Source organism: Teichococcus aerophilus (genome assembly GCF_014490485.1).
In the GTDB taxonomy this organism is placed as follows: domain Bacteria; phylum Pseudomonadota; class Alphaproteobacteria; order Acetobacterales; family Acetobacteraceae; genus Pseudoroseomonas; species Pseudoroseomonas aerophila.
In genome coordinates, this window is sequence record NZ_JACTVA010000022.1 from 1 (window position 1) to 20,356 (window position 20,356).

Annotated in this window: 19 protein-coding genes; 14 read left to right on the forward strand and 5 right to left on the reverse strand. The window is 67.9% G+C overall.

The features are described 5' to 3' along the window. Positions 1 to 102 precede the first annotated feature (102 nt). The 5 genes from IBL26_RS13145 to IBL26_RS13165 all read left to right on the forward strand — a co-directional run bounded on the left by IBL26_RS13145 (position 103) and on the right by IBL26_RS13165 (position 4,727). Entirely contained in the window at positions 103 to 870 is a 768-nt protein-coding gene (locus IBL26_RS13145) for a polysaccharide deacetylase family protein (RefSeq protein WP_187784953.1), read from the forward strand. Between the two features lie 11 nt (positions 871 to 881). Then, positions 882 to 1,835, forward strand: coding sequence for a sterol desaturase family protein (locus IBL26_RS13150; RefSeq protein ID WP_187784954.1), 954 nt, complete (start codon positions 882 to 884; stop codon positions 1,833 to 1,835). Positions 1,836 to 2,089: 254 nt separating this feature from the next. Beyond that, positions 2,090 to 2,956 (forward strand): 3-deoxy-8-phosphooctulonate synthase, encoded by an 867-nt coding sequence (gene kdsA, locus IBL26_RS13155; RefSeq protein WP_187784955.1) that lies wholly within the window; start codon positions 2,090 to 2,092, stop codon positions 2,954 to 2,956. Further along, positions 2,953 to 3,696, forward strand: coding sequence for a 3-deoxy-manno-octulosonate cytidylyltransferase (locus IBL26_RS13160; protein ID WP_187784956.1), 744 nt, complete (start codon positions 2,953 to 2,955; stop codon positions 3,694 to 3,696). The genes kdsA and IBL26_RS13160 overlap by 4 nt, the downstream gene beginning before the upstream one ends. A 29-nt stretch (positions 3,697 to 3,725) precedes the next feature. Beyond that, positions 3,726 to 4,727, forward strand: a complete 1,002-nt coding sequence (locus tag IBL26_RS13165) for a KpsF/GutQ family sugar-phosphate isomerase (RefSeq protein WP_187784957.1) — start codon at positions 3,726 to 3,728, stop codon at positions 4,725 to 4,727. Between the two features lie 197 nt (positions 4,728 to 4,924). On the opposite strand, the gene IBL26_RS13170 is transcribed toward IBL26_RS13165, so the two are convergent. Then, positions 4,925 to 5,347: a hypothetical protein gene (locus IBL26_RS13170; protein WP_187784958.1), complete on the reverse strand. Its 423-nt coding sequence runs from the start codon at positions 5,345 to 5,347 to the stop codon at positions 4,925 to 4,927. 208 nt (positions 5,348 to 5,555) lie between these two features. On the opposite strand from IBL26_RS13170, the gene IBL26_RS13175 reads away from it, so the two are divergent. Together IBL26_RS13175 and IBL26_RS13180 are read left to right on the forward strand one after the other, a co-directional pair. Continuing rightward, positions 5,556 to 6,044, forward strand: coding sequence for a hypothetical protein (locus IBL26_RS13175; RefSeq protein ID WP_187784959.1), 489 nt, complete (start codon positions 5,556 to 5,558; stop codon positions 6,042 to 6,044). Between the two features lie 33 nt (positions 6,045 to 6,077). Further along, positions 6,078 to 8,747 carry a glycosyltransferase family protein gene (locus IBL26_RS13180; protein WP_187784960.1) on the forward strand — a complete coding sequence of 890 codons (2,670 nt, stop codon included), beginning with the start codon at positions 6,078 to 6,080 and terminating at the stop codon, positions 8,745 to 8,747. Between the two features lie 16 nt (positions 8,748 to 8,763). Here IBL26_RS13180 and IBL26_RS13185 read toward each other — a convergent pair whose 3' ends face one another. The 4 genes from IBL26_RS13185 to IBL26_RS13200 form a co-directional block, all read right to left on the reverse strand. Further along, a complete protein-coding gene (locus IBL26_RS13185; RefSeq protein ID WP_187784961.1) occupies positions 8,764 to 9,942 on the reverse strand; it encodes a hypothetical protein in 1,179 nt (392 codons plus the stop codon). Positions 9,943 to 10,020: 78 nt separating this feature from the next. After that, positions 10,021 to 10,752 (reverse strand): hypothetical protein, encoded by a 732-nt coding sequence (locus IBL26_RS13190; RefSeq protein ID WP_187784962.1) that lies wholly within the window; start codon positions 10,750 to 10,752, stop codon positions 10,021 to 10,023. After that, the gene (locus tag IBL26_RS13195) at positions 10,749 to 11,414 is read right to left on the reverse strand and encodes a nucleotide-binding protein (protein WP_367615426.1); all 666 of its coding nucleotides are present in this window, start codon (positions 11,412 to 11,414) and stop codon (positions 10,749 to 10,751) included. Before IBL26_RS13195 ends, IBL26_RS13190 begins: the two co-directional genes overlap by 4 nt. Positions 11,415 to 11,524: 110 nt before the next feature. Continuing rightward, positions 11,525 to 12,151: an immunoglobulin domain-containing family protein gene (locus IBL26_RS13200; RefSeq protein ID WP_187784964.1), complete on the reverse strand. Its 627-nt coding sequence runs from the start codon at positions 12,149 to 12,151 to the stop codon at positions 11,525 to 11,527. Between the two features lie 207 nt (positions 12,152 to 12,358). On the opposite strand from IBL26_RS13200, the gene IBL26_RS13205 reads away from it, so the two are divergent. The 7 genes from IBL26_RS13205 (at position 12,359) to IBL26_RS13235 (ending at position 20,353) form a co-directional block, all read left to right on the forward strand. Beyond that, positions 12,359 to 12,571, forward strand: coding sequence for a hypothetical protein (locus tag IBL26_RS13205; protein WP_187784965.1), 213 nt, complete (start codon positions 12,359 to 12,361; stop codon positions 12,569 to 12,571). A gap of 375 nt (positions 12,572 to 12,946) precedes the next feature. Further along, a complete protein-coding gene (locus IBL26_RS13210) occupies positions 12,947 to 13,543 on the forward strand; it encodes a gluconate 2-dehydrogenase subunit 3 family protein (protein WP_367615430.1) in 597 nt (198 codons plus the stop codon). Then, positions 13,540 to 15,309 (forward strand): GMC family oxidoreductase, encoded by a 1,770-nt coding sequence (locus IBL26_RS13215; RefSeq protein WP_187784967.1) that lies wholly within the window; start codon positions 13,540 to 13,542, stop codon positions 15,307 to 15,309. Before IBL26_RS13210 ends, IBL26_RS13215 begins: the two co-directional genes overlap by 4 nt. Beyond that, the gene (locus tag IBL26_RS13220) at positions 15,309 to 16,544 is read left to right on the forward strand and encodes a cytochrome c (protein WP_187784968.1); all 1,236 of its coding nucleotides are present in this window, start codon (positions 15,309 to 15,311) and stop codon (positions 16,542 to 16,544) included. The genes IBL26_RS13215 and IBL26_RS13220 overlap by 1 nt, the downstream gene beginning before the upstream one ends. A gap of 207 nt (positions 16,545 to 16,751) precedes the next feature. Next, positions 16,752 to 17,129, forward strand: coding sequence for a 6-pyruvoyl trahydropterin synthase family protein (locus tag IBL26_RS13225; RefSeq protein WP_187784969.1), 378 nt, complete (start codon positions 16,752 to 16,754; stop codon positions 17,127 to 17,129). 211 nt (positions 17,130 to 17,340) lie between these two features. Then, entirely contained in the window at positions 17,341 to 17,874 is a 534-nt protein-coding gene (locus IBL26_RS13230; protein ID WP_206684219.1) for an oxidoreductase, read from the forward strand. A 10-nt stretch (positions 17,875 to 17,884) separates the two neighbouring features. Next, positions 17,885 to 20,353, forward strand: coding sequence for a putative bifunctional diguanylate cyclase/phosphodiesterase (locus tag IBL26_RS13235; RefSeq protein WP_187784970.1), 2,469 nt, complete (start codon positions 17,885 to 17,887; stop codon positions 20,351 to 20,353). The last annotated feature ends 3 nt before the right edge of the window (positions 20,354 to 20,356 follow it).

Below are 20,356 nucleotides of genomic sequence, written 5' to 3' on the forward strand. Positions count from 1 at the left end.
GGCGGCGCCGGTGGCGCCTGAGCCCGCCCCTGCGGCGGCGGCTGAGGCACCCGTGCGGCGGCGGCTGTTCGCCCCCCGCGCCATGCCGAATTGAGCGGCCGGATGGCGATGGCGTCCCGCCGTGCGGTGCTGGGCGCGATGGCGTCCGGCTTCGCCTCGCCGGCCCTGGCGGCGCCGGCCTTGCCGCAGTGCCGCGCCGGCACGCTGTACCTGACCATCGACACCGGCTGGGGCCGGGAGGCGGAGATGATCGCCGCCGTGCTGCGGCGGCGCGAGGTGAAGGCCACGCTGTTCCTGGCCGACGAGCCGGATTTCCGCGGCGGCACCACGCTGGGCCCCGCCTGGGCCGGCTTCTGGCGGGAGAGGGCGGCGGAGGGGCACGCCTTCGGCAGCCACACCACCCGGCACTGGTATTTCACCGGCGATGTGGGCGCGGATAAGGTCCGCTATGCCTCCCGCCGCCGGGGCGAGGGCAGCGAGGTGTTGGACGGGCCGGCGCTGTGCGCCGAGTTGGCACGGCCGATCGCGCTGTTGCGGCAGGTGGCGCCGGAGGCGCAGGTGCTGCCGTTGTGGCGCGCGCCCGGTGGGCGCACAACGCCGAATGCGCTGCGCCTGGCGGCCGCCTGCGGGCTGCGCCACCAGGGGTGGTCCGCCAACGGTTTCCTGGGCGATGAGCTGGACAGCGCCGCCCACCCCAACCAGGCGCTGCTGGCGCAGGCGCTGCGGCGCACGCGGGATGGCGAGGTGCTGTTGATGCACTGGGGCGTCCGCAGCCGGCGGGAGCCGTTCGGGCTGGTGTTCGAGGATGTGGTGAGCGGCCTGCAGGCGCGGGGCTTCTGCTTCGCCACCCTGCCGGCCAGCGGGACATAGGAACCGCCGCGATGTTCGATGCGATTCAGGATGCCTGGAACGGCTTGAATGGCTGGTTGTTCGAGATAGCGGTGCAGCCGCTGCTCTACGCCACCGGGCTGATGGCCTGGGCGGAGGACTCGTTCGACTGGATGAACTTCTTCCTGTTCGGGCTGGTGCAGGTGGCGGTGGTCTACCTGATCTGCCGCCCGCTGGAAGCCTGGAAGCCGGTGGAGCGCTGGCCGGACCGCAAGGATGTCCGCACCGACATCATCTACACCATGCTGACCCGGTTGGGCATCCTGCCGCTGATCGCCTTCGTGGCGTTCTCGGCGATGAATTCCTGGTTCGCCGGCTGGCTGGCCGATGTGGGGTGGATGCCGCCGACGCTGGAGATGGTGTTCCCGGTGTTGCGGGAGAATGCCTGGCTGGCCTTCCTGGTCTACATCGTCATCCTGGATTTCGGTGAGTACTGGCGGCACCGGCTGCAGCACGCCCTGCCCTGGTGGTGGGCGCTGCATTCCATCCACCACGCCCAGCAGCAGATGACCTTCTGGACCGACGACCGCAACCATGTGGTGGACGACATCCTGGGGGCGCTGTGGTTCGGTGGGCTGGCGCTGCTGATCGGCGTGCCGCCGGAGCAGTTCCCGCTGGCGGTGACGCTGCTGCGGGTGGCGGAGAGCCTGAGCCACGCCAATATCCGCCTTTCCTTCGGCAAGGTGGGGGAGCGGCTGGTGGTCTCCCCGCGCTTCCACCGGTTGCATCATGGCGTGTTGAACCCAGGGGATGAGGGCCGCAACTTCGCCGTGCTGCTGCCGGTGTGGGACTGGATTTTCCGCACGGCCGATTTCCGCCGCGACCACTTCCCGCCCACCGGGGATGCCGAGGCGCCGGACGTGCTGGCCCATGGCGGCTGGTTCCGCCAGCAGGTGGCCGGGCTGCGGCGGATGGGGCTGGCTCTGATCGGGCGCTCGGCCAGCTGAACCTGCGCGCCACCCGCTAGCGCGGATGTGTAGCGGCTTGGGCTTTGCAGTCGCGCTAATGTGGGGTGGTGGCGCTGCATCGGCCGAATTTTAGCGAAGTAGAATAACGTTCGACGTAAGATCAGTTCGTTCAGGTAAAACACCTGTCGCTCTGTTTGCGCCTGGATTGCTGCGCTGCAATATCCGTGTTGCCAACTTGGGGTTGCCATGCGATGCAGGGGCCCTTCAGCCCCATCAAGGCAGGGATTACCGCGATGCTGCCCAATTCCATTGTCGAGATCGGTTCCGCGCGCTTCGGCAACCGTCTTCCGATCTCCATCATCGCGGGCCCATGCCAGCTCGAGAGCCGCGCGCATGCGCTGGAAATGGCGTCGGCGCTGAAGGAGATCACGCAGCGCCTGGGCATCGGCCTGGTGTTCAAGACGTCCTTCGACAAGGCGAACCGCACCAGCGTGAATGCCGAGCGCGGCCTGGGCCTGGCGCAGTCCCTGCCCATCTTCGCCGAGATCCGCGAGAGCCTGGGCCTGCCGGTGCTGACCGACGTGCACGATGCCCACCAGTGTGCCGACGTGGCGCAGGCGGTGGACGTGCTGCAGATCCCCGCCTTCCTGTGCCGGCAGACCGACCTGCTGCTGGCGGCCGCCGCCACCGGCCGGGCGATGAACATCAAGAAGGGCCAGTTCCTGGCGCCGTGGGACATGGCCAACGTGCTGGCCAAGCCGGTGCAGGCCGGCAACCCGAATGTCATGCTGTGCGACCGGGGCACCAGCTTCGGCTACAACACGCTGGTCTCCGACTTCCGTGGCCTGCCGATCATGGCGCGCACCGGCGCGCCGGTGATCTTCGACGCCACCCACTCCGTACAGCAGCCGGGCGGGATGGGCGGCAGCAGCGGCGGCCAGCGCGAATTCGTGCCGGTGCTGGCGCGCGCGGCCGTGGCGGTCGGTGTCGCCGGGTTGTTCATCGAGACGCATGAGGACCCGGACAAGGCGCCGTCCGACGGCCCCAACATGGTGCCGCTGCGCCAGTTCGAGGGCCTGTTGCGCGACCTGATGGCAATGGACCAGCTGAGCAAGGCGCAGAGCGCCCGCGCCGAGGCCGAGCTGGAGACGCTGGCATGAAGCCGGTCGTCATGATCCCGGCGCGGCTGGCGGCGTCCCGCCTGCCGAACAAGCCGCTGGCCGACCTGAATGGCGAGCCGATGATCGTCGCCGTCTGGCGCCGGGCCATCGAGGCCGATATCGCGCCGGTCTGGATTGCCACCGATACCCAGGCGATCGCCGATGCCATCCAGGCGGTGGGCGGCAAGGCGGTGCTGACCCGCGCCGACCATCCCTCCGGCTCCGACCGGGTGTTCGAGGCGTTGGGCAAGATCGACCCGGATGGCGCCTACGACGCCGTCATCAACGTGCAGGGCGACCTGCCGACCGTGACCCCGGCCACCATCCGTGCCGCGGCCGAGCCTTTGCGCGACCCTGAGGTGGATATCGGTACCCCGGTGGCCATCATCCACCGCGAGGAAGAGCGTTCCGCCAGCAGCGTGGTCAAGATGGTGGGCACGCCGCTGGGCGGTGGCCGCTTCCGCGCGTTGTACTTCACCCGCGCCCAGGCGCCGTGGGGCGACGGGCCGCTTTATCACCATATCGGCCTGTACGCGTGGCGCCGCGCGGCGCTGGCCCGCTTCGTGGGCCTGCCCCCCTCCCCGCTGGAGCTGCGGGAGAAGCTGGAGCAACTGCGCGCGCTGGAGGCCGGCATGCGCATCGACGCGATGGAAGTGTCCGAGGTGCCGCTGGGTGTGGATACGCCGGCGGATCTGCTGCGGGCGCGCGAGCTGATGTCGGCGCAGGCCGGCCTCGCTTGAACCACGTCCCGGAGAACAGGAGCCCCAGCATGGACCTGGCCGAGAGCACGCCTTCGACCCGCGCCGCGCTGGATGCCGCGCGGGGTACGGTGGAACTGGAGGCCCAGGGCCTGGCCGCACTGCGCGATGCGCTGGACGGCGACCTCGGCTTGGCGTTCGAGCGCGCGGTGGATGCCATCCGTACCGTGCAGGAGAAGAATGGCCGGCTGATCGTCACCGGCATGGGCAAGTCCGGCCATATCGGCCGCAAGATTGCCGCGACGCTGGCCTCCACCGGGACGCCCGCCTATTTCGTGCACCCGGGTGAGGCCAGCCATGGCGACCTCGGCATGATCCGCGACGAGGACGCGGTGCTGGCGTTGTCCTGGTCCGGCGAGGCGCCGGAACTGTCGGATATCTGCTCCTACTGCATCCGCTTCAGCATCCCGCTGGTCGCCATCACCTCTGGCGAGGACAGTGCGCTGGGCCGTGCGGCCACCTTGCCGCTGGTGCTGCCGCGGCAGCCGGAAGCCTGCCCGAACGGGCTGGCGCCAACCACCTCCACCACCATGCAGCTTGCGATGGGCGATGCGCTGGCGGTGGCCCTGCTCTCCCTCAAGGGATTCTCGGCGCAGGATTTCCGCCGCTTCCACCCGGGCGGCAAGCTGGGCTCCAAGCTGCGCAAGGCGCGGGATCTGATGCATGCCGCCCCGGGCATTCCGCTGGTGCGGGACGATGCCAGGTTGTCCGACGCCATCATGGAGATGACGTCCAAGCGCTTCGGCGTGACCGGGGTGGTGGACGGGGCCGGGCATCTGGTCGGCGTCATTACCGATGGCGATCTACGGCGCACCTTCGCCGGGCGGTTCGAGGACCGGGCGGTGGCCGAGGTGATGACGCGCAAGCCGCGCACCATGCCGCCGGAGACCATTGCGACGGAGCTGGTGGCCGCGATCAACGATGCCGGCATTACCACGCTGTTCATCGTGGAGGACCGCACGCCGGTGGGCATCGTGCATGTGCATGACCTGCTGCGCGCCGGGGTGATCTGAGCGGCGTCCTCGGACGCCTGAGCGCCGGCATCTTGTCCGTGGGAGTGTCGGCGGATCGTCCCGGATTTGGATGGCGTCACCTTTCCGCCTGAATGAGACATCGGACCGCGCCGTGGCCGGCATGACGGTTGGTACATCTGTTCAGTTGGGAGCTGCGCTGCCGGCGGGTGGCGCCCTCCCCTATCCACTGGTGTCTGTCAGGCCAGGGGTCGCAGGGTGATAGCGGACAGGGCCAGGGACAGGGCGCGGTCATCCATCTGGCCGCGCTGCCGCGGGCTTTCCGTGCGCAGCGTGTCGATCTCCAGCCGCAGGGTGCCGAGATGCTGCATCTTCCCGGGGCGTGGGCAGGCGCGGAGCTGCGTGGTTCCCCCCTGCTCCAGCAGCACGGCCTGGGCCCAGGTGCCGCCATCCAGCGCCATGCGGACACGGCCCAGGACATCCGGCACGAAGGCGGAGTGCACGTGCAGGCGGATTTCCAGCGGCATGTTCAGGGGCGGCAGGAAGATGGTCGCCAGCGGCGATGGACCGACCCAGCGGAACAATGTGCCGTCCTGCGATTGCTCGGCCGGGTAAAAGCCGCTCTGGACCAGATCGGCATCGCAGACCAACATCGTTGCCACGTCGTGCGCCACTGCCTGCCTTTCCGGGTGCTCAAGGCGTGATGCTAGAGCGTCATCGCCCAGGGTGGAACTACCGGAGGCGTGGATGACCGGCGGCCGGCGTGCCGAACCGGGTACGTATCAGCTGGCGCGGCGGCGGATGCGGAGCGTGCCTTTGTCTGCCGAGAGATTCGCGAATGCGCTGGACGTGTATCATGGGGAAAGATCGTTGACGGAGTTGCCAGGCCCGGCGCAGGGGGAGAATTCCGCCCTGTCCTTCGCGGAGCTAGGGCTGCGGCTGAGGGTGGAACTGTTCCGGTTGCTTTCGCCGGTCGCGGCAAGCTGGGTGGCGGCGCCGCCGTTGGTGATGGAAGGACGGCCGCCGCGCCTGCCCGCCGCCGATACCGCGCACGAGGTGCCGTGGACCGGACGCGGGCCTCGTGAGTGGCGGATCTACACCAGGCGGCAGATTGATCCACGCAAGCCGTTCTCGCTGCGCGCGGTGGTGCCGGATGCGCCGCCTTATGACCGGGCGGTGGATGCCGCCTTCCTGACGTTCCTCAACCGTTTGCCGGACCCGGCCGGCCGCGCCGACTATGCCCGCTCGATCGAGCGTGGTGCCTTGAGTGTCGAGGTGGTGCTGCGCGCCGTGGCGGCGTCGGCCGAGGCGCGGGCTCGGGGAGAAGAGGTCAGGCTGGTCTGTGCCGCAATTCCCTGAGCCCCCTCCCCCGCCACCCGGAAGGACCCCGCTGTGAGCCTGCCTTCCCTGCTGCTGCTGGCCGCGCCTGACGATACGGACCTGCAGGCCCTGGCGGCCGCGCTGGCGCCGAACTGGGCCGTGACCGTGTGCGTGCCGCGTGCCCTGTTCCGCTATGCCGGTGAGGCGGCGGCGCTGACGGAGCTGCGGCAACGGGCACGGGAGGCGGCGGTGGTGCTGCATCGTTCCGCCGATGGCGCCGCGGCGCTGGCCGGGTTGGCAGGGCTGGTGGAAGTCTACGCGCCGGCCGAGCTGGCACTGTGCCGCCCTGGCCCGGAGGAGATGGCCGAGGCCGAGGCGTGGGAGGCGCTGTGGCGGCGGGAGCGCGACCTGGCGCGCAGGTGCCGCCAGCTGCTGGTACCAGACCTCGATATCGCGCTGAAGGCACGTCTGCTCTACGGAGTTGGCGACGACCGGCTGCGTGTCGCGGCCGCTGGGGCACTGCCGGAGCTGGTGCGGGAGGCGCTGGCGATGAAGCCAGGCGGCCCCTCCCCTGCCCCGGGATTCACGCTGGCCCTGAACGACTACCTGGTCATCGACCGGCAGATCGGTGGCGCGGTGCGGGTACGCCAGGGGCTGGCGGCGCTGGAGGCGGATACGGTGCTGCTCTCCCTCGGCATCTACGGCGCGGTGCGCTTCGTGGCGCCACGGGTGTTGCAGGTCTCGGTGCCGAAGAGTGCGGGGCAGCGGGCGCTGGAAGCGGATCTGCGGGCATTGGCGGGTAGCGGCCTGGAAGATATCGCGTCCGCCACGCATGCGCCGCTGCACGGGCCGCTGGTGGCTGTGGCGGCGGATCTGGCGCGCCGGGCGAATGTGGCGGTGTTCGAGCATTGCTACCTGGCGCCGCTGCTTGACGTCATCCATGCCGCCGCCCCCGGCCTGCCGGTGGTCTATGACGCCCATAACGTTGAGGCCCGGCTGAAGCGGGAGTTGCTGGCCGGACATCCCGCCGAAGCGGCACTGTGCGGCTACGTGGACGAGGTGGAGCGACGGTTGGTCGATACCGCCGCATTGGTGCTGTGTTGCAGCGAGGCCGATGCGGAGGTGTTCCGCGCGCGGGCGCGGCGGGTGGTGCTGATGCCGCATGGCGTCGCCCCGGTGCTGGCACGAGCGGCACCGGTGGCAGGCGAGGTGCCCAGAGTAGGCTTCCTGGGCTCGACGCATCCGCCGAACGTGGCGGCCGTGCGCTTCATCCTGGATGAACTGGCGCCGCAATGCCCCGAGGTGATGTTCGAGATTGTAGGCAGCGTCTGCGCCGGAATGAGTACGGCACTGCCTAATGTCAAGCTGCTGGGCGCGGTGCCGGAGGCGGCGAAGGAGGCGGCTCTGGCGGGCTGGAGCGTGGCTTTGAACCCGGTGGAAGGCGGCAGCGGGGCGAGCCTGAAGCTGGCGGACTATCTGGCGCATGGCTTACCAACCTTGAACACTGTTCACGCGGCGCGGGGTTTCGCGGAGGTACTGGCGGTGGCCGGGTTGGTGACGCCACTCGAGGCGTTTGCGGAGACGCTCCGGCGATTGCTGGGCGACGCCGCCATGCTGGGCAGGCTGCGGGAAGCGGCCAGGAGGGCCGCCAGCGCCCAGAGCTGGCCGAGCGTGGCACGGGAGGCGCGCCAGGCTATCCAGGCCCTGACGGCCGCCTACAGGCCGCCACAGGCAGGCGTGCTGTTGGCGGTAGGCGAGGCGATGGCGCTGAGCGGGCGGTTATATCCGGCCTTTGCGCGCGTGGATGTGGTGATGGAGGGGGAGACCCCTGCCTTGCCAGCGGTTGCTGACCGGCTGGTGGACTTGCCCGGCGCGCAATGGGACCGCTGGGCCAGCCATGTTTCACCAACCGTCATTGGTTTGGTATCGAAACGTAGGGGCGGGCCTTCGATTTTCGGCATCGGTGCGGGTGGGGAGGTGCGGGAGCTAGGCTGTGGCTTCGTGCTGCCAGCCGGTAGCCGCGAATTCTCGATGCGCTGGGAGGTCTCTGGTTGCGCGGCGATACAGCTATTTTGTGGCGGGCTGGACGGCACCCCCCTGCCCCTGCTGCTGGATACGGTGTTGGAGGGCGCCAGCAACCTGCGTCTGCCGCTTCCGGCACGGGATGGACCGCTGTTGCTGCAGGTGGCGAAGAAGGGCGGCCAGGCGTGGCTGTTGGAGACGGCTGTGACCGCGCCTGAGTACCGGCCGGTCGGGCTGGACGCAGCGGCGTCCGCCGAGATACCGGATGTGAGCGCGGAGGCCGGGCGGACTTGGGCGGAGCGCTACATTGCGGTTTTGGGGGCAGCGCCTGCTGGTGCGTCTTACGGTGACCTGCCCCCTGCCGCCGGGCCGCAGCCCGATGCGGTGCGTTGGTGCGGCGTGGCGGATCTGGTGGCGGAGGCGGCGTCGGCCCGGCGCGGGGGGGCGGCGCGACAGGCCCTGGGGCTGGAGCAGGCTTTTGTTCTTGTCGTGGAGGACGCATCCTTCGACGGGGCCGTTGGCGTGCCGACGGTACGCTACCGGGATGGCGAGGCCAGTCACCAGGATGCGGACGGCCAGTGGCGGAGGATGGCCATGCCGATCGGCTGGCTGTTGCTCTCGTCGGCTCCGGCCTGCCGGTTGCTGGTGGTCGACGCCACGGCGGATATCGCGCTGGTGGAACTGGCAAAGCTGGCGGACGTGCCGAGCCGCCTGGGCTGACGCGACGGCGCCGGGGTTAGGTCGCCGGGCTGCTGCCTTGGTAGAGTTGGACCAGGAAGTCAGTCGAGACTTCGTTGAAGCCCCAGAAATTGCCCAGGGACAATCGGAGTGTATTGGGGGGCCGGCGGAAACGGTGGCCTGTTCGCGCCGTGGTGTTCAGCACCGGTGCGAGCGCGTCGCGCCAGAAATCCGTGCTGAAGCAGGCATCGTAGAGGCTGAGGTGCTGGCCGGGTTCGGCCTGTTCCGCGGTATCCGGAATGCTGAACGGCAACGCCGACAGGGCGGTGACCTGCTTGCCGAAGTAGTGGGCCTCGACCAGGACGCTGGAGCTGATGCCGATAACGCGGCTCAGATTCTCCTGCGGCAGCAGGGTGTAGATGTTGGCCGAGGTGGTGATTGCCGCATCAAAGGGGGCGCCTTGCAAGCCATGCCCGCCCGGGTTGTACGGGTGCGGCTTGAACATCAGCGGCCCGCCGGGCGGCATTAGGCTACGCAAGGTGTCAGCGTAGTCCGCCAGGCCATGCAGTCGGCCATCGATGATCAGCGAGCGATCCACGCGGGTCTGGCCGACAAGCAGTGCGGTATCCGGCGCAATGGGGATATGCGGACGCTTGATGGCAGCGGCGGCGAGCAGATCTGCCCAGTCGAAATAGGTTTCGCTGGGGGTATGGTGGGCGAGCATGGCCTCGAACACCGCCTGGGTGTTGGTCTGCGCGGCGAAGAACACGTCCGGCAGGAAGCGCACCGGGTGGATGTTCAGGTCGACGAAGGGGATGCCGAGCTGGGTGAGCGCGCGTTTGATGCTGTCCGCCATTTCAAACGATATGACCAAGCTGCCCTGAAAGACGGCTTCCAAGCGGTTCATGACGGGACGGTTGAAGGTGGGGGCGGAAAAGGCCTCGACCCAGCCTTCAGTGTCCTGGCCAAGGCCAAGGGCTTGGTACAGCGCGGGCGTATCGATGCCGCGTCCCCAGGTCCGGATATCGGCGGGCAGGCCAGTCGCTTCCGCCAGTTTGCGGCCGAGAAGGCGGTACAGCCAGACGACGTTCTCAAGCTGGGAAGAGCGGAAACGCGGCGGCGGGTGGCCTGAGCCGGTTCTTGGCGGGGTATCGCCCGGTCGCAGAAAGTCGCCGGTGAAGAGAATACGCTGGATCACGAGGCCGCCCCGCCTTGCCTGGTTGAAGGTGTCCTTCAACCACCTGCCATGGCAGGGGCGGCTTTCATAGCGGTCATCTGACGCTTCCGTGGCAGCGCTGGTGGCGCCGCCACGGGGTCAGGGGGCTGGGCGTTCCAGGATGGCGTCGATCTGGCGGAGGCGGGATTCGACCTCGCGCATTTCCTCCGCCAGGGCGTCCTGACGGCGGGCGAGCCGGCGCCGTTCGGCGCGCAGTTCGACCTCGTTGACGCGGCCGCGGGGCGGGAGTGCATCTGCCTTTCCGGCTTCCGGCACCAGCTCCCGCCGCAGGGTCATGATCTCCCGGCGCGTGACATCGGGCCGAATCAGGCCGCGATCGCGGGCGACCTTGAGCTGGTTATCCGACAGCAGCGTGATCTGGTAGGCGGTACCGTAGCTGCCCGGGCACTCCTCGCGCGGCAGGCGGCCGGAATCCACGGCGCGGGCGATCTGGCGCAGCTGGGTGGCGGTGGCATCCGAGAAGGGGAACAGTTTCTCACTACCTTGGCGCAGGCGCTGCCACTCGGTACGTGTGAGAGAGTATTCAAGGCTGAGCAGGGCGCGGCCAATGGCCAGGAAACTGTCCCGGACATCGCCCCATTCCTTCTGGATTTCGGAGCGGACACGCAGGATGCGCGAAACCTTGTCCGGGTCATCCAGCAGGCCGGTGCCGGCGAAGACGTCGCGAATGGCCTCGATCGCCTCGCCGTCCGCGGCGCCGACGGCCTGCATGGAACGGGCCCGTTGGTCCGGCACGGCCGGGGTGATAATCTCTGGCTCTTCTTCGAGCAGGAAGTTCTTGAGTGCGCTTCTGGACCGCTTGCCGCTCATAGCCCGATCTCCCGGCGTACGTAGGTCCAGATTTCCTCGAAGGGCGCGATGCCGCGGCTCTTGGAGTAATCCAGCAGCGTCAGCCCTTTGATGGAGGGAACATGGATGTCCTCCAGTTGCGGGATCTCGGTAGGGCAGACTGGGCCTGCCTTGATGAGCGCGCCGCGCATCCGGGCGAAGGACGAGGTACGGCGGTTGGCGCGGTTCAACACCACCGCGGCGCGAAAACCCTTCTCGGTCAGCATGCGGATCCAGGGACCCACGGCTTCAACGTCATCCTGCGTGCAGACGGCCGGGACCAGGATCAGATCGGCGGCGACGCCGAGGCCATCGATGGCCGGGAGATGATCCTCGACCGAGGGTGGCGTGTCCATGATGGTGAGGTCGTAGCCGTTGCGGCGCTGTAAGGCGCCGCGCCAATTCTGCAGTTCGGCTGCCTCAATCGGCGTCGCGGCGAAATCTGGGAAGGCCTCCCGGGTTTTGTCCCGCCGCGCGCCCCATTTGGTCAGGGTCTGCTGGCGGTCGAAGTCTAGGCCGAAGGGCTTCAGCCCGGCCTGGGCCGCACTGACCAACAGGTGCCGCGCCAGGACCGACTTGCCAGAGCCGCCCTTGGGGGACGAAATAAGAATGGTACGGCCCGTTTCGCGCGTCTTCTTGCCCACCATGGCCTCCTGCACTGTCGGCGAACCAGTATAGGAGAAGGCGCTGTCGTGTCTATTCGGCGGGGCCGGAACGGCCAATTAGACATGTCTAATTGGCGCGCCGTTGCCCCTTAGCGCGGCAAGGGGCGCGCTTCCGTGCTGCCGTTTAGTAGCTCGCTCTCGCAATGGGCGATGGCGGTGGAAAGATCGCGGGTACGCCAGTGCTGGTGGGTTTGCATACCGCCTTCCTCCGTCTCCAGCGTGCAGATGAAGACGGGCCCCTGGGCGTCGGTGAATTCCCGGATGAAACAGGTTTGGCTGAAGAGGGCTGGCTCGGCCGATGTGGTGGGGAGGCGCTGATAGAGGGCGGAACAGCCCCACACCCTTGGCGCGTGCGGTACGCGCTGCAAAGCGATGAAGGCGGGAGCGAGCAGCATCTCCGCACCGCGGCGGGCTGCGATGACCGCGGCGGTGAGTGCCTGGTCAAGGCTTGCGGCCTCACCTTCCACGATGCGGGCGACGCCGTTGGGCGCGGTATGCAGCGGCGCGCTCTCCAGCCGCCATTGCACGGGCGGCGCCGGCGATTTGAGATTGATCTCCGTCCAGAAGTCCCCGCGATGCAGTTGGCCGCTCCCGTCACCGCCGAGAGGTGACGTGGCAGTGGTGAAGGCGAATTGCCAGCGCGCACGGCCGGGAAGCGCCGTGCCGCCCTCGATCGGGAACAACTGTGGGGAAACGCAATGCGAGAGCAGGCTCATATCCGGTGTCCTGAAGCGGTGTCGGGGCAGGGCAGGGGTGGCTGCATCGGGTGGTCCTTTCCTGCCGCACTATCCACGGCGCGCGGACGAAAGCGGTGAACGCTGTGCCTCAAAACGCAATCAGGACTTCGGCCGCGATTCAGCACTTGCGCGCGTTAAGGAATGGTTCATAAATAAGATAATGATTCATTAAAGAGTTTACGCATCATGAAGAGAGACTCCATCATATCCGCACTATGTCTGGCCATTGTGCTGGCGTGTGGCGGGCTGGTCCTGGTTGCCGGGATCGGCGCCGAGCGGAACACTGCCGGCGCAGGAGTCGCGGCGTGCCAGACGGCGCAGGGCTGCGGCGGGACGATGCGTCATGGCTGGATGCAGGGGGAGGCGGCGCGGCGCTTCGCCAGCGTGTTCCGGGAGTAGTCGGGCCAGCCGCTCACAGGATGGTGTAGTGGGCCCGGCGCGCAGCCTTTGAATGTGGCCCACTCTTCACTTTCGGAGCCGCCATTCTGTTGTAGCCATGCTCAACCTGCCCGGTGATGCGTCGGCTACGATGTGCCTTGTTGTCTTGGCCCTTCCCTGAGGGAAGGCGTTTCCGTCGGCGCTTCGCCGGACCGGTCCTGCACCCTGACGCAAGGAACGGTCATGCCTGCCCTGACGCGACGCCATTTGCTGTCTGCCACAGCATTGGTCGCCTTTTCTTCCTCGGCCCTCGGCCGCAGCCTTACTGGAAGCCTCCCCTGGCAACCGAATGAGGCCTATCCCCCCCAACTGGTTCGCCCTGGCGGCTGGTATTTCCTGACGGCCGATGAGGCCGCGATGGTGGATGCCATCGTCACCCGCTTCATCCCGGCCGACGATCTCAGCCCCAGCGGCAAGGATGCCGGCTGCACGGTGTTCATCGACCGGCAGTTGGCCGGGCCCTATGGCACGTATGAGTGGCTCTATATGAAGGGCCCGTTCTCGGCCAACCCGCTGCCGACGCAGGGTATCCAATCGCCCCTGGTGCCGCAGCAGCAATATCGGCAGGGCCTGGCGGCGCTGGCCGCGCATTGCCGCGACCAGTTCGGCGGCAAGCGGTTCGAGCAGCTGACCGGCGACGAGCAGGACGGCGTGCTGCGCGCGATGGAGAAGAACGAGTTGCAGCTGGGCCAGCTGAAGCGGCCGTTGCTGGATGCGAAGATGTTCTTCGACCTGTTGCTGCAGAACACGATGGAAGGCTTCTTCGCCGACCCCGTCTATGGCGGCAACCGCGACATGGTCGGCTGGAAGATGGTCGGCTTCCCAGGCACGCGCTACGACTTCCGCGACGTGCTCGCCAATCCCGGTCAGGTCTACAACAAGCCGCCAGTCTCGATCATCGGCCGGCCCGCATGGAATGGGAGGCCCGCATGAGCCGCTTGCCGAAGAAAGACGTCGTCATCATCGGGCTCGGCTGGACCGGCTCGATCATGGCGCATGAGCTGGCGCAGGCCGGGCTGGATGTCGTGGCGATCGAGCGTGGGCCGTGGCGGGATACCGCCAGCGACTACAATATCGGCACCGCGCCGGACGAGCTGCGCTACGCCATCCGCCAGGATATCTTCCTGCGCCCGGCGCAGGAGACGCTGACGGCACGCAACACGCCGGATCAGGTGGCGCTGCCGATCCGCAAATACGGCTCCTTCCTGCCAGGCAACGGCGTGGGCGGCGCCGGCGTGCACTGGAATGGCCATACCTGGCGTTTCATGCCGACGGATTTCAACCTGCGGTCCCACCTCGTCGGCCGCTATGGCGAGGGCTTCCTGCCGGAGCACAGCACCATCCAGGACTGGCCCGTCAGCTATGACGAGCTGGAACCGCATTACGATTTCTTCGAGAAGGTGTGCGGCATCTCCGGCAAGGCCGGCAATCTGCGCGGCGCGACGCAGGCGGGCGGCAACCCCTTCGAGGGCTGGCGCTCCGACGAATATCCGACGCCGCCGCTGAAGCCGAACCTGGCGCAGAACCTGTTCCACAAGGCGGCCACCGAGCTTGGCCTGCATCCGTTCCCGCTTCCGGGCGCCAACGTGTCCACCGCCTATACCAATCCCTATGGGGTGCGGATGGCGCCTTGCACCTATTGCGGCTTCTGCGAGTGGTTCGGCTGCGCCAACTATTCCAAGTCCAGCCCGCAGACCTGCGTGCTGCCGGTGCTGATGCGCCAGACGAACTTCGAGGCGCGCACTCTGTCTGAGGTCACGAAGATCAACCTGGCGCCGGACGGTAAGACCGCGACGGGCGTGACCTATGTCGACTCCGCTGGGCGGGAATGGGAGCAGCCGGCGGACCTGGTGCTGCTCTGCGCCTATTCGTTGTTCAACGTGCGGCTGCTGATGCTGTCCGGCATCGGCACGCAGTACGACCCGGCGACGGGGAAGGGCACGCTGGGCCGCAACTACGCCTACCAGACCAATGCGGGCAGCCTCGGCTATTTCGACAAGGACACGCATTTCAACCATTTCGCCGGTGCGGGTTCGCTCGGCATGATGGCGGACGACTTCAACGGCGATGTGTTCGACCACGGGCCGCACGGCTTCATCGGCGGTGCCAACCTGGCCTGCAACAGCACCAATGCCCGGCCGATTTCCAGCCGCGTGGTGCCGCCCGGCACGCCGCGCTGGGGCGCGCAGTGGAAAAAGGCGACCGTCGAGACCGCCAATCACACGGCGAATGTCGGCTCTCAGGGCAGCTCCTATTCTTACCGCGACTGCTACCTGGACCTTGACCCCACCTACAAGGACCCGCTGGGCCGGCCGCTGATGCGGATGACCTTCGACTTCAAGGAGAACGAGTTGAAGATGTCGCGCTTCATCGTCGACCGGACGGCGGAGGTGATGCAGGCCATGGGCGCGAAGCAGGTCGTCAAGAACTACAAGCGCGGGCCATGGGACGTGGTGCCCTACCAGACCACGCACAACACCGGCGGCGCCGTCATGGGCAACACGCCGGAGGACAGCGTCGTCAACCGCTACACCCAGCATTGGGACGTGCCGAACGTGTTCGTCTCCGGCGCCTGCCTGTTCCCGCAGAATGCCGGCTACAACCCGACCGGCACGGTTGGCGCCCTGACCTACTGGGCGCTGGACGCGATCAAGAACCGCTACCTGAAGAACCCCGGCCAGCCGATGGTGCAGGCGTGATGCGGCGCGCGGCACTTCTCGCGGCCACGCTGGTGGCTGCCTCCATGGCCGGCGGCACCGCGCGCGCCGAGCCGGATAACTATACCGAGGCCGCCCGTGGCCGTTACCTGACGGTGCTGGGCGACTGCATGGCCTGCCATATCGGCCCTGACGGGCAGTCCCTGGCCGGTGGGCATCTGCTGGAAACGCCGTTCGGCAAGATCTCCGTGCCGAACATCACGCCGGACAACGACACCGGCATCGGCCGCTGGACGGCGGATGATTTCCACAACGCCATGCATAACGGCAAGCGGCCGGATGGCACGCATCTGTATCCGGCGTTCCCCTATACGTCCTTCACCCGGATGTCGCGGGCGGATAATGACGCGGTCCTGGCCTATCTCCGCTCCCGCCCCGCGGTGGAGAACCGGGTGGACCGGGACACGCTGCCCTTCCCGTTCAACATCCGCCTGCTGATGGCCGGCTGGAACTGGCTGAACTTCACCCCGGGCGAGTTTCGCCCGGACCCGCAGCGCTCCGCCGAGTTCAACCGCGGTGCCTATCTGGTGGAGGGGCCGGGCCATTGCGGGCTGTGCCACACGCCCCGCAACCTGATCGGCGGTGACCGCGACAGCGAGCACCTGCAGGGTGGTGCGTTGCAGGGCTGGTTCGCGCCCAACATCACCGCCGACGCACGCCTGGGCATCGGCGACTGGTCGCAGGAGGAGATCGTCGCCTATCTCCGCACCGGCCACACCGACCGCACCGCCGCCAGCGGCCCGATGGCGGAGGTGGTGGCGTATTCCACCAGCCAGATGACGGAGGAAGACCTCAAGGCCATCGCCATCTATCTGCGGGAGCGTGGCGCGGCGGCACCACCGGCGCCCCCGGCCGTCTCCGCGGAGGACCCGCGCATGCGGGCGGGCGAGGCTGTCTATGCCGATACCTGCGCCGCCTGCCATGTCGGCAATGGCAGCGGTGTCGCCGGCATGTTCCCGCGGCTGGCCAACAACCAGCTGGTGCGGCAGGACGACCCGACCGGCATCCTGCGCGTGGTGCTGCAGGGGTCGCGTTCGGTCGCGACGCCGGAGGCGCCGACCGCGCCGGCGATGCCTTCCCTCGGCTGGCGGCTGAACGACCAGCAGGCGGCGGATGTCGCCACCTATATCCGCAACAGCTGGGGCAACGCGGCGCCGCCGGTGACGCCGGATCAGGTGCGGAAGATGCGGGAGGTGGTGGCCGACCGTCCCGGCTAGCGCATGGCCTCGGGGCAGGGGCGGGACCCGCCGCCTGCCCGCGCTTGCGGGCGTCGGGCAAGGCCGGAGGCGGGTTTGTAGGGCCTGGCGGACGGCGAACGGTCCAGAATGACCGATTCGTCGTTAACGCTTTGCGTATGAACTTGAAAAAATCAAGTTCCTCATGCATGTCCTTGCGAACAAGAAGGGGGCACCGCCCGCAACGCCATGCTCGAGACATTCATCGAATTCACGTTCGAAGCCGCGCATACGACGCCGCCGTATCCGCACCCGCACGGCCACACCTTCAAGGCGCAGGTTGTGCTGACCGGGACGCCGGACCCGTATTACGGGTGGTCGCATGATTTCCGGGATGTCGAGCCGGTGGTGGAAGCGGTCCGCCAGGAGCTGGACCACAAATACCTGAACGACATCAAAGGCCTGGAGATGCCCACGCTGGAGAATGTCACCCGCTGGATCTGGCACCGTCTGGACGGGAAGATCGAGGGGCTGGACCGCGTCGTGGTTCGCCGTGGCGCCGAAGGGCATGCCGAGGGCTGTTCCTACCGCGGCACCGGGCAATCCATGCCCGCCATGGCACTCTAACCACTCCCGCATGCCACCCCACCGCCATCGGCGGTGGGCGGGCTGCCCTAATTTGCTGTAAAGGCACCAGATGCCGTGCAAACGGGGTGGCGGGGTGATCGGCAGTTCGGCATCCTGTCATGCCACCCCTGCCGGGGCGGACCGTCATGCGCCTGGAGCGCGTCGGCCGGTACTCCATGCCTCCAGCGACCGCGTTTGGGACCTATCGTACATGACACAGCCGTTTGGCCGTCGCGCCTTCCACACCCTGCTTCTGGGCGGTGCGGCCGCTGGCAGCTCCGTGCTGGCCTCTCCGGCCCGTGCCGCCCTGGCCGCGCCGAGCGGCCCGGTCATCCTCAGTATCTCCGGCAAGATCAGCCAGACCAATACGCCGACGGGCGAGGCGGAGTTCGACCGCGAGGCTCTGGAAGCGCTGGGGCAGGTGACCTTCACCACCCAGACCCCCTGGTATCCGAAGCCCGTGACGTTCGAGGGCGTGCCCGCCGCGAAGATCATGGAAGCCGTCGGCGCCCAGGGCAACCTGGCCACCGCCGTCGCCCTGAACGACTACTCGACCGAGATCCCGATCTCCGACTTCGCGCGCTACGGCGTCATCTTCGCGCTGAAGCGCGATGGTGCGTACATGCCGGTGCGGGACAAGGGCCCGATCTTTATCGTCTACCCCTACGACACCGACCCGATTCTCCATAGCCGCAGCTATTACGGCCGCTCCGCTTGGCAGGTCACCCGCCTGGTTATCGGCTGAACCGGAACACATGAAGAAAGGCGTGCTTGGTAAGGGCAGTAAGGGCAGCGTCGTGCGCCGCCGGCTGGCCTTTACCCGCACGCTGCTCGTGCTGCTGGTGGCGGTGCTGGCCACCACCTCGGTCTATGTCTCCACGCTGATCGTGCAGCGCAACGAAGCGCTGCAGCAGACCTCCCGCTACAATATCAGCTTCACCATCGGGCAGGCGGCGGTGGAGATCGCGCGGCTGCAGACCGTGATTGCAGCCTATGTGGTGCAGCCGGGTCCCGATGCGGCCGACACCGTGAAGCTGTGGCACGACATCGTCGCCGGCCGCATCTCGGTGCTGGAAAGCAGCGAGGTGGGCGAGTTCATCCAGAACGACCCTCGCCGGGGCGAGGTGATCTCCAGCTTCCGGGCGACGTTGCAGGCATCCGAGGCGCTGCTGCCGCAGATTGCGGAACCGGGCGTGGCGATGCGGCTGATGGCCATGTGGGGGCGGCTGAACGTGCCGCTGACGCGGCTGACTTCCTCGGCGCATGGCGAGGGGGGCAACCAGGTTACCAGCGACCTGCAGCAACTCAGCCGCCTGCACTGGAGCTTCTCTTACCTCCTGATCGGTATGATCGTCGCCAGCTTCGGCCTGATCATCGTGCTGGGCTGGAATAACCAGTTGCTCAGCCGCGCCAATGACGAGGTGCAGCAGCTGTTGCGGGACCTGCGCTCCACCAGCGGGGAGCTGGAGGCGGCGCATGTGCGGCTGGGCCAGGCGATGCTGGAGGCGCAGGACCAGAATTCGGTGCTGCGCCGCCGTGACCTGGAGCTGAATACCCAGAACACCCGCTTCGATGCCGCGCTGACCAACATGTCCCAGGCCCTGTGCATGGCGGACGGGCAGGGGCAGGTGATCGTCTGCAACAGCCGCTTCCTCAGCCTGTTCGAGGTGGATGGCAGCGCGACCGAGGCGGGTACGCCGACGGACAAGCTGTATGACGTCGTGGAGAAGAGCCGCGCCTACGGCTTCGCCGCGCTGCGTCGGGTGCGGGAGGCGCAGCTGGCCTGGATCGCCGGGCATTCCGCCGGCACCGTGGTGGTGGAGGACGATGACGGGCGCGCCCTTGCCGTGTCGCACCGCCCGATGGAGGGTGGTGGCTGGGTCGCCACCTATGAGGACGTCACCGCGCAGCGCAGCGCCGAGGCACGCATCCGCTTCCTGGCGCTGCACGATGCGCTGACCTCGCTGCCGAACCGGACGCTGTTCCGCGAACGGCTGGAGGGCGCACTGGCGCGGCGCGACGGAAACGGCATCCCGGCACTGCTGTGCCTGGACCTGGATAACTTCAAGATCGTCAACGACACGATGGGCCATCCCATCGGCGACGCCTTGCTGAAGGCGGTGGGCGAGCGGCTGAGCAGTTGTGTGCGCGGCGCCGACGTCGTCGCCCGGCTGGGCGGCGACGAGTTTGCGGTGCTGCACGATGCCGCGTCGTTGGAGGATGCGCTGGCGCTGGCGCGGCGCATCACCGAGGTGGTCGGCCAGCCGTACCATATCGATGGGCGGCGGGTGATCACCGGCGTCAGCATCGGCATCGCCCTGGCCGACCGGCCCGGGCTGACGGCCGACTTGCTGCACCAGAATGCCGACCTGGCGCTGTACCGGGCCAAGGCGGCTGGCCGTGGCACCTGGCGCGTCTTCGCGGCGGAGATGGAGGCCGAGGTGCAGGCGCGCCTGGCCATCGAGCTGGATCTGCGCGAGGCCATGGGGCGCGGCGAGCTGGAGCTGTTCTACCAGCCGCAGATCGACCTGCTGAGCGGGCGCCTGGTCGGGTGCGAGGCGCTGATGCGCTGGCGCCACCCGGAGCGCGGGCTGGTGCCGCCCAGCCGCTTCATCCCGATCGCCGAGGATCTTGGCCTGATCACCGCCATGGGGCAGTGGGCGCTGCACCGCGCCTGCGCCGACGCGGCGCAGTGGGAAGACGGGGTAAAGGTGGCGGTCAACCTCTCCCCAGTGCAGTTCACCACCGGGGACGTGGTGCTGGTGGTGTCCGAGGCGCTGCGGCATTCCGGGCTGGCGCCCTACCGGCTGGAACTGGAAATCACCGAATCGGTGCTGTTGCAGGACAACCCGGCGACGCTGAGGACCTTGCAGGATCTGCGCGCGCTTGGCGTGCGGATCGCGCTGGACGATTTCGGCACCGGCTATTCGTCGCTGAGCTATCTGCGGCACTACCCGTTCGACAAGATCAAGATCGACCGCTCCTTCGTCAGCGAGATCGAGACGCGGCCGGATTGCGCCGCCATCGTCGATTCGATCGCCATCCTGGCGCGGACGCTGGGCATGACCACCACGGCCGAGGGGGTCGAGACCGAGGAGCAGCTGCGCCTGGTCACCCTGGCGGGTTGCACGGAGGGGCAGGGCTATTACTTCGGCCGACCGCTGCCGCTGAACGAGATGACGCTGCTGCACCACCCCGGCAACAATGCCGTGGGGGGAGCGTAGGAA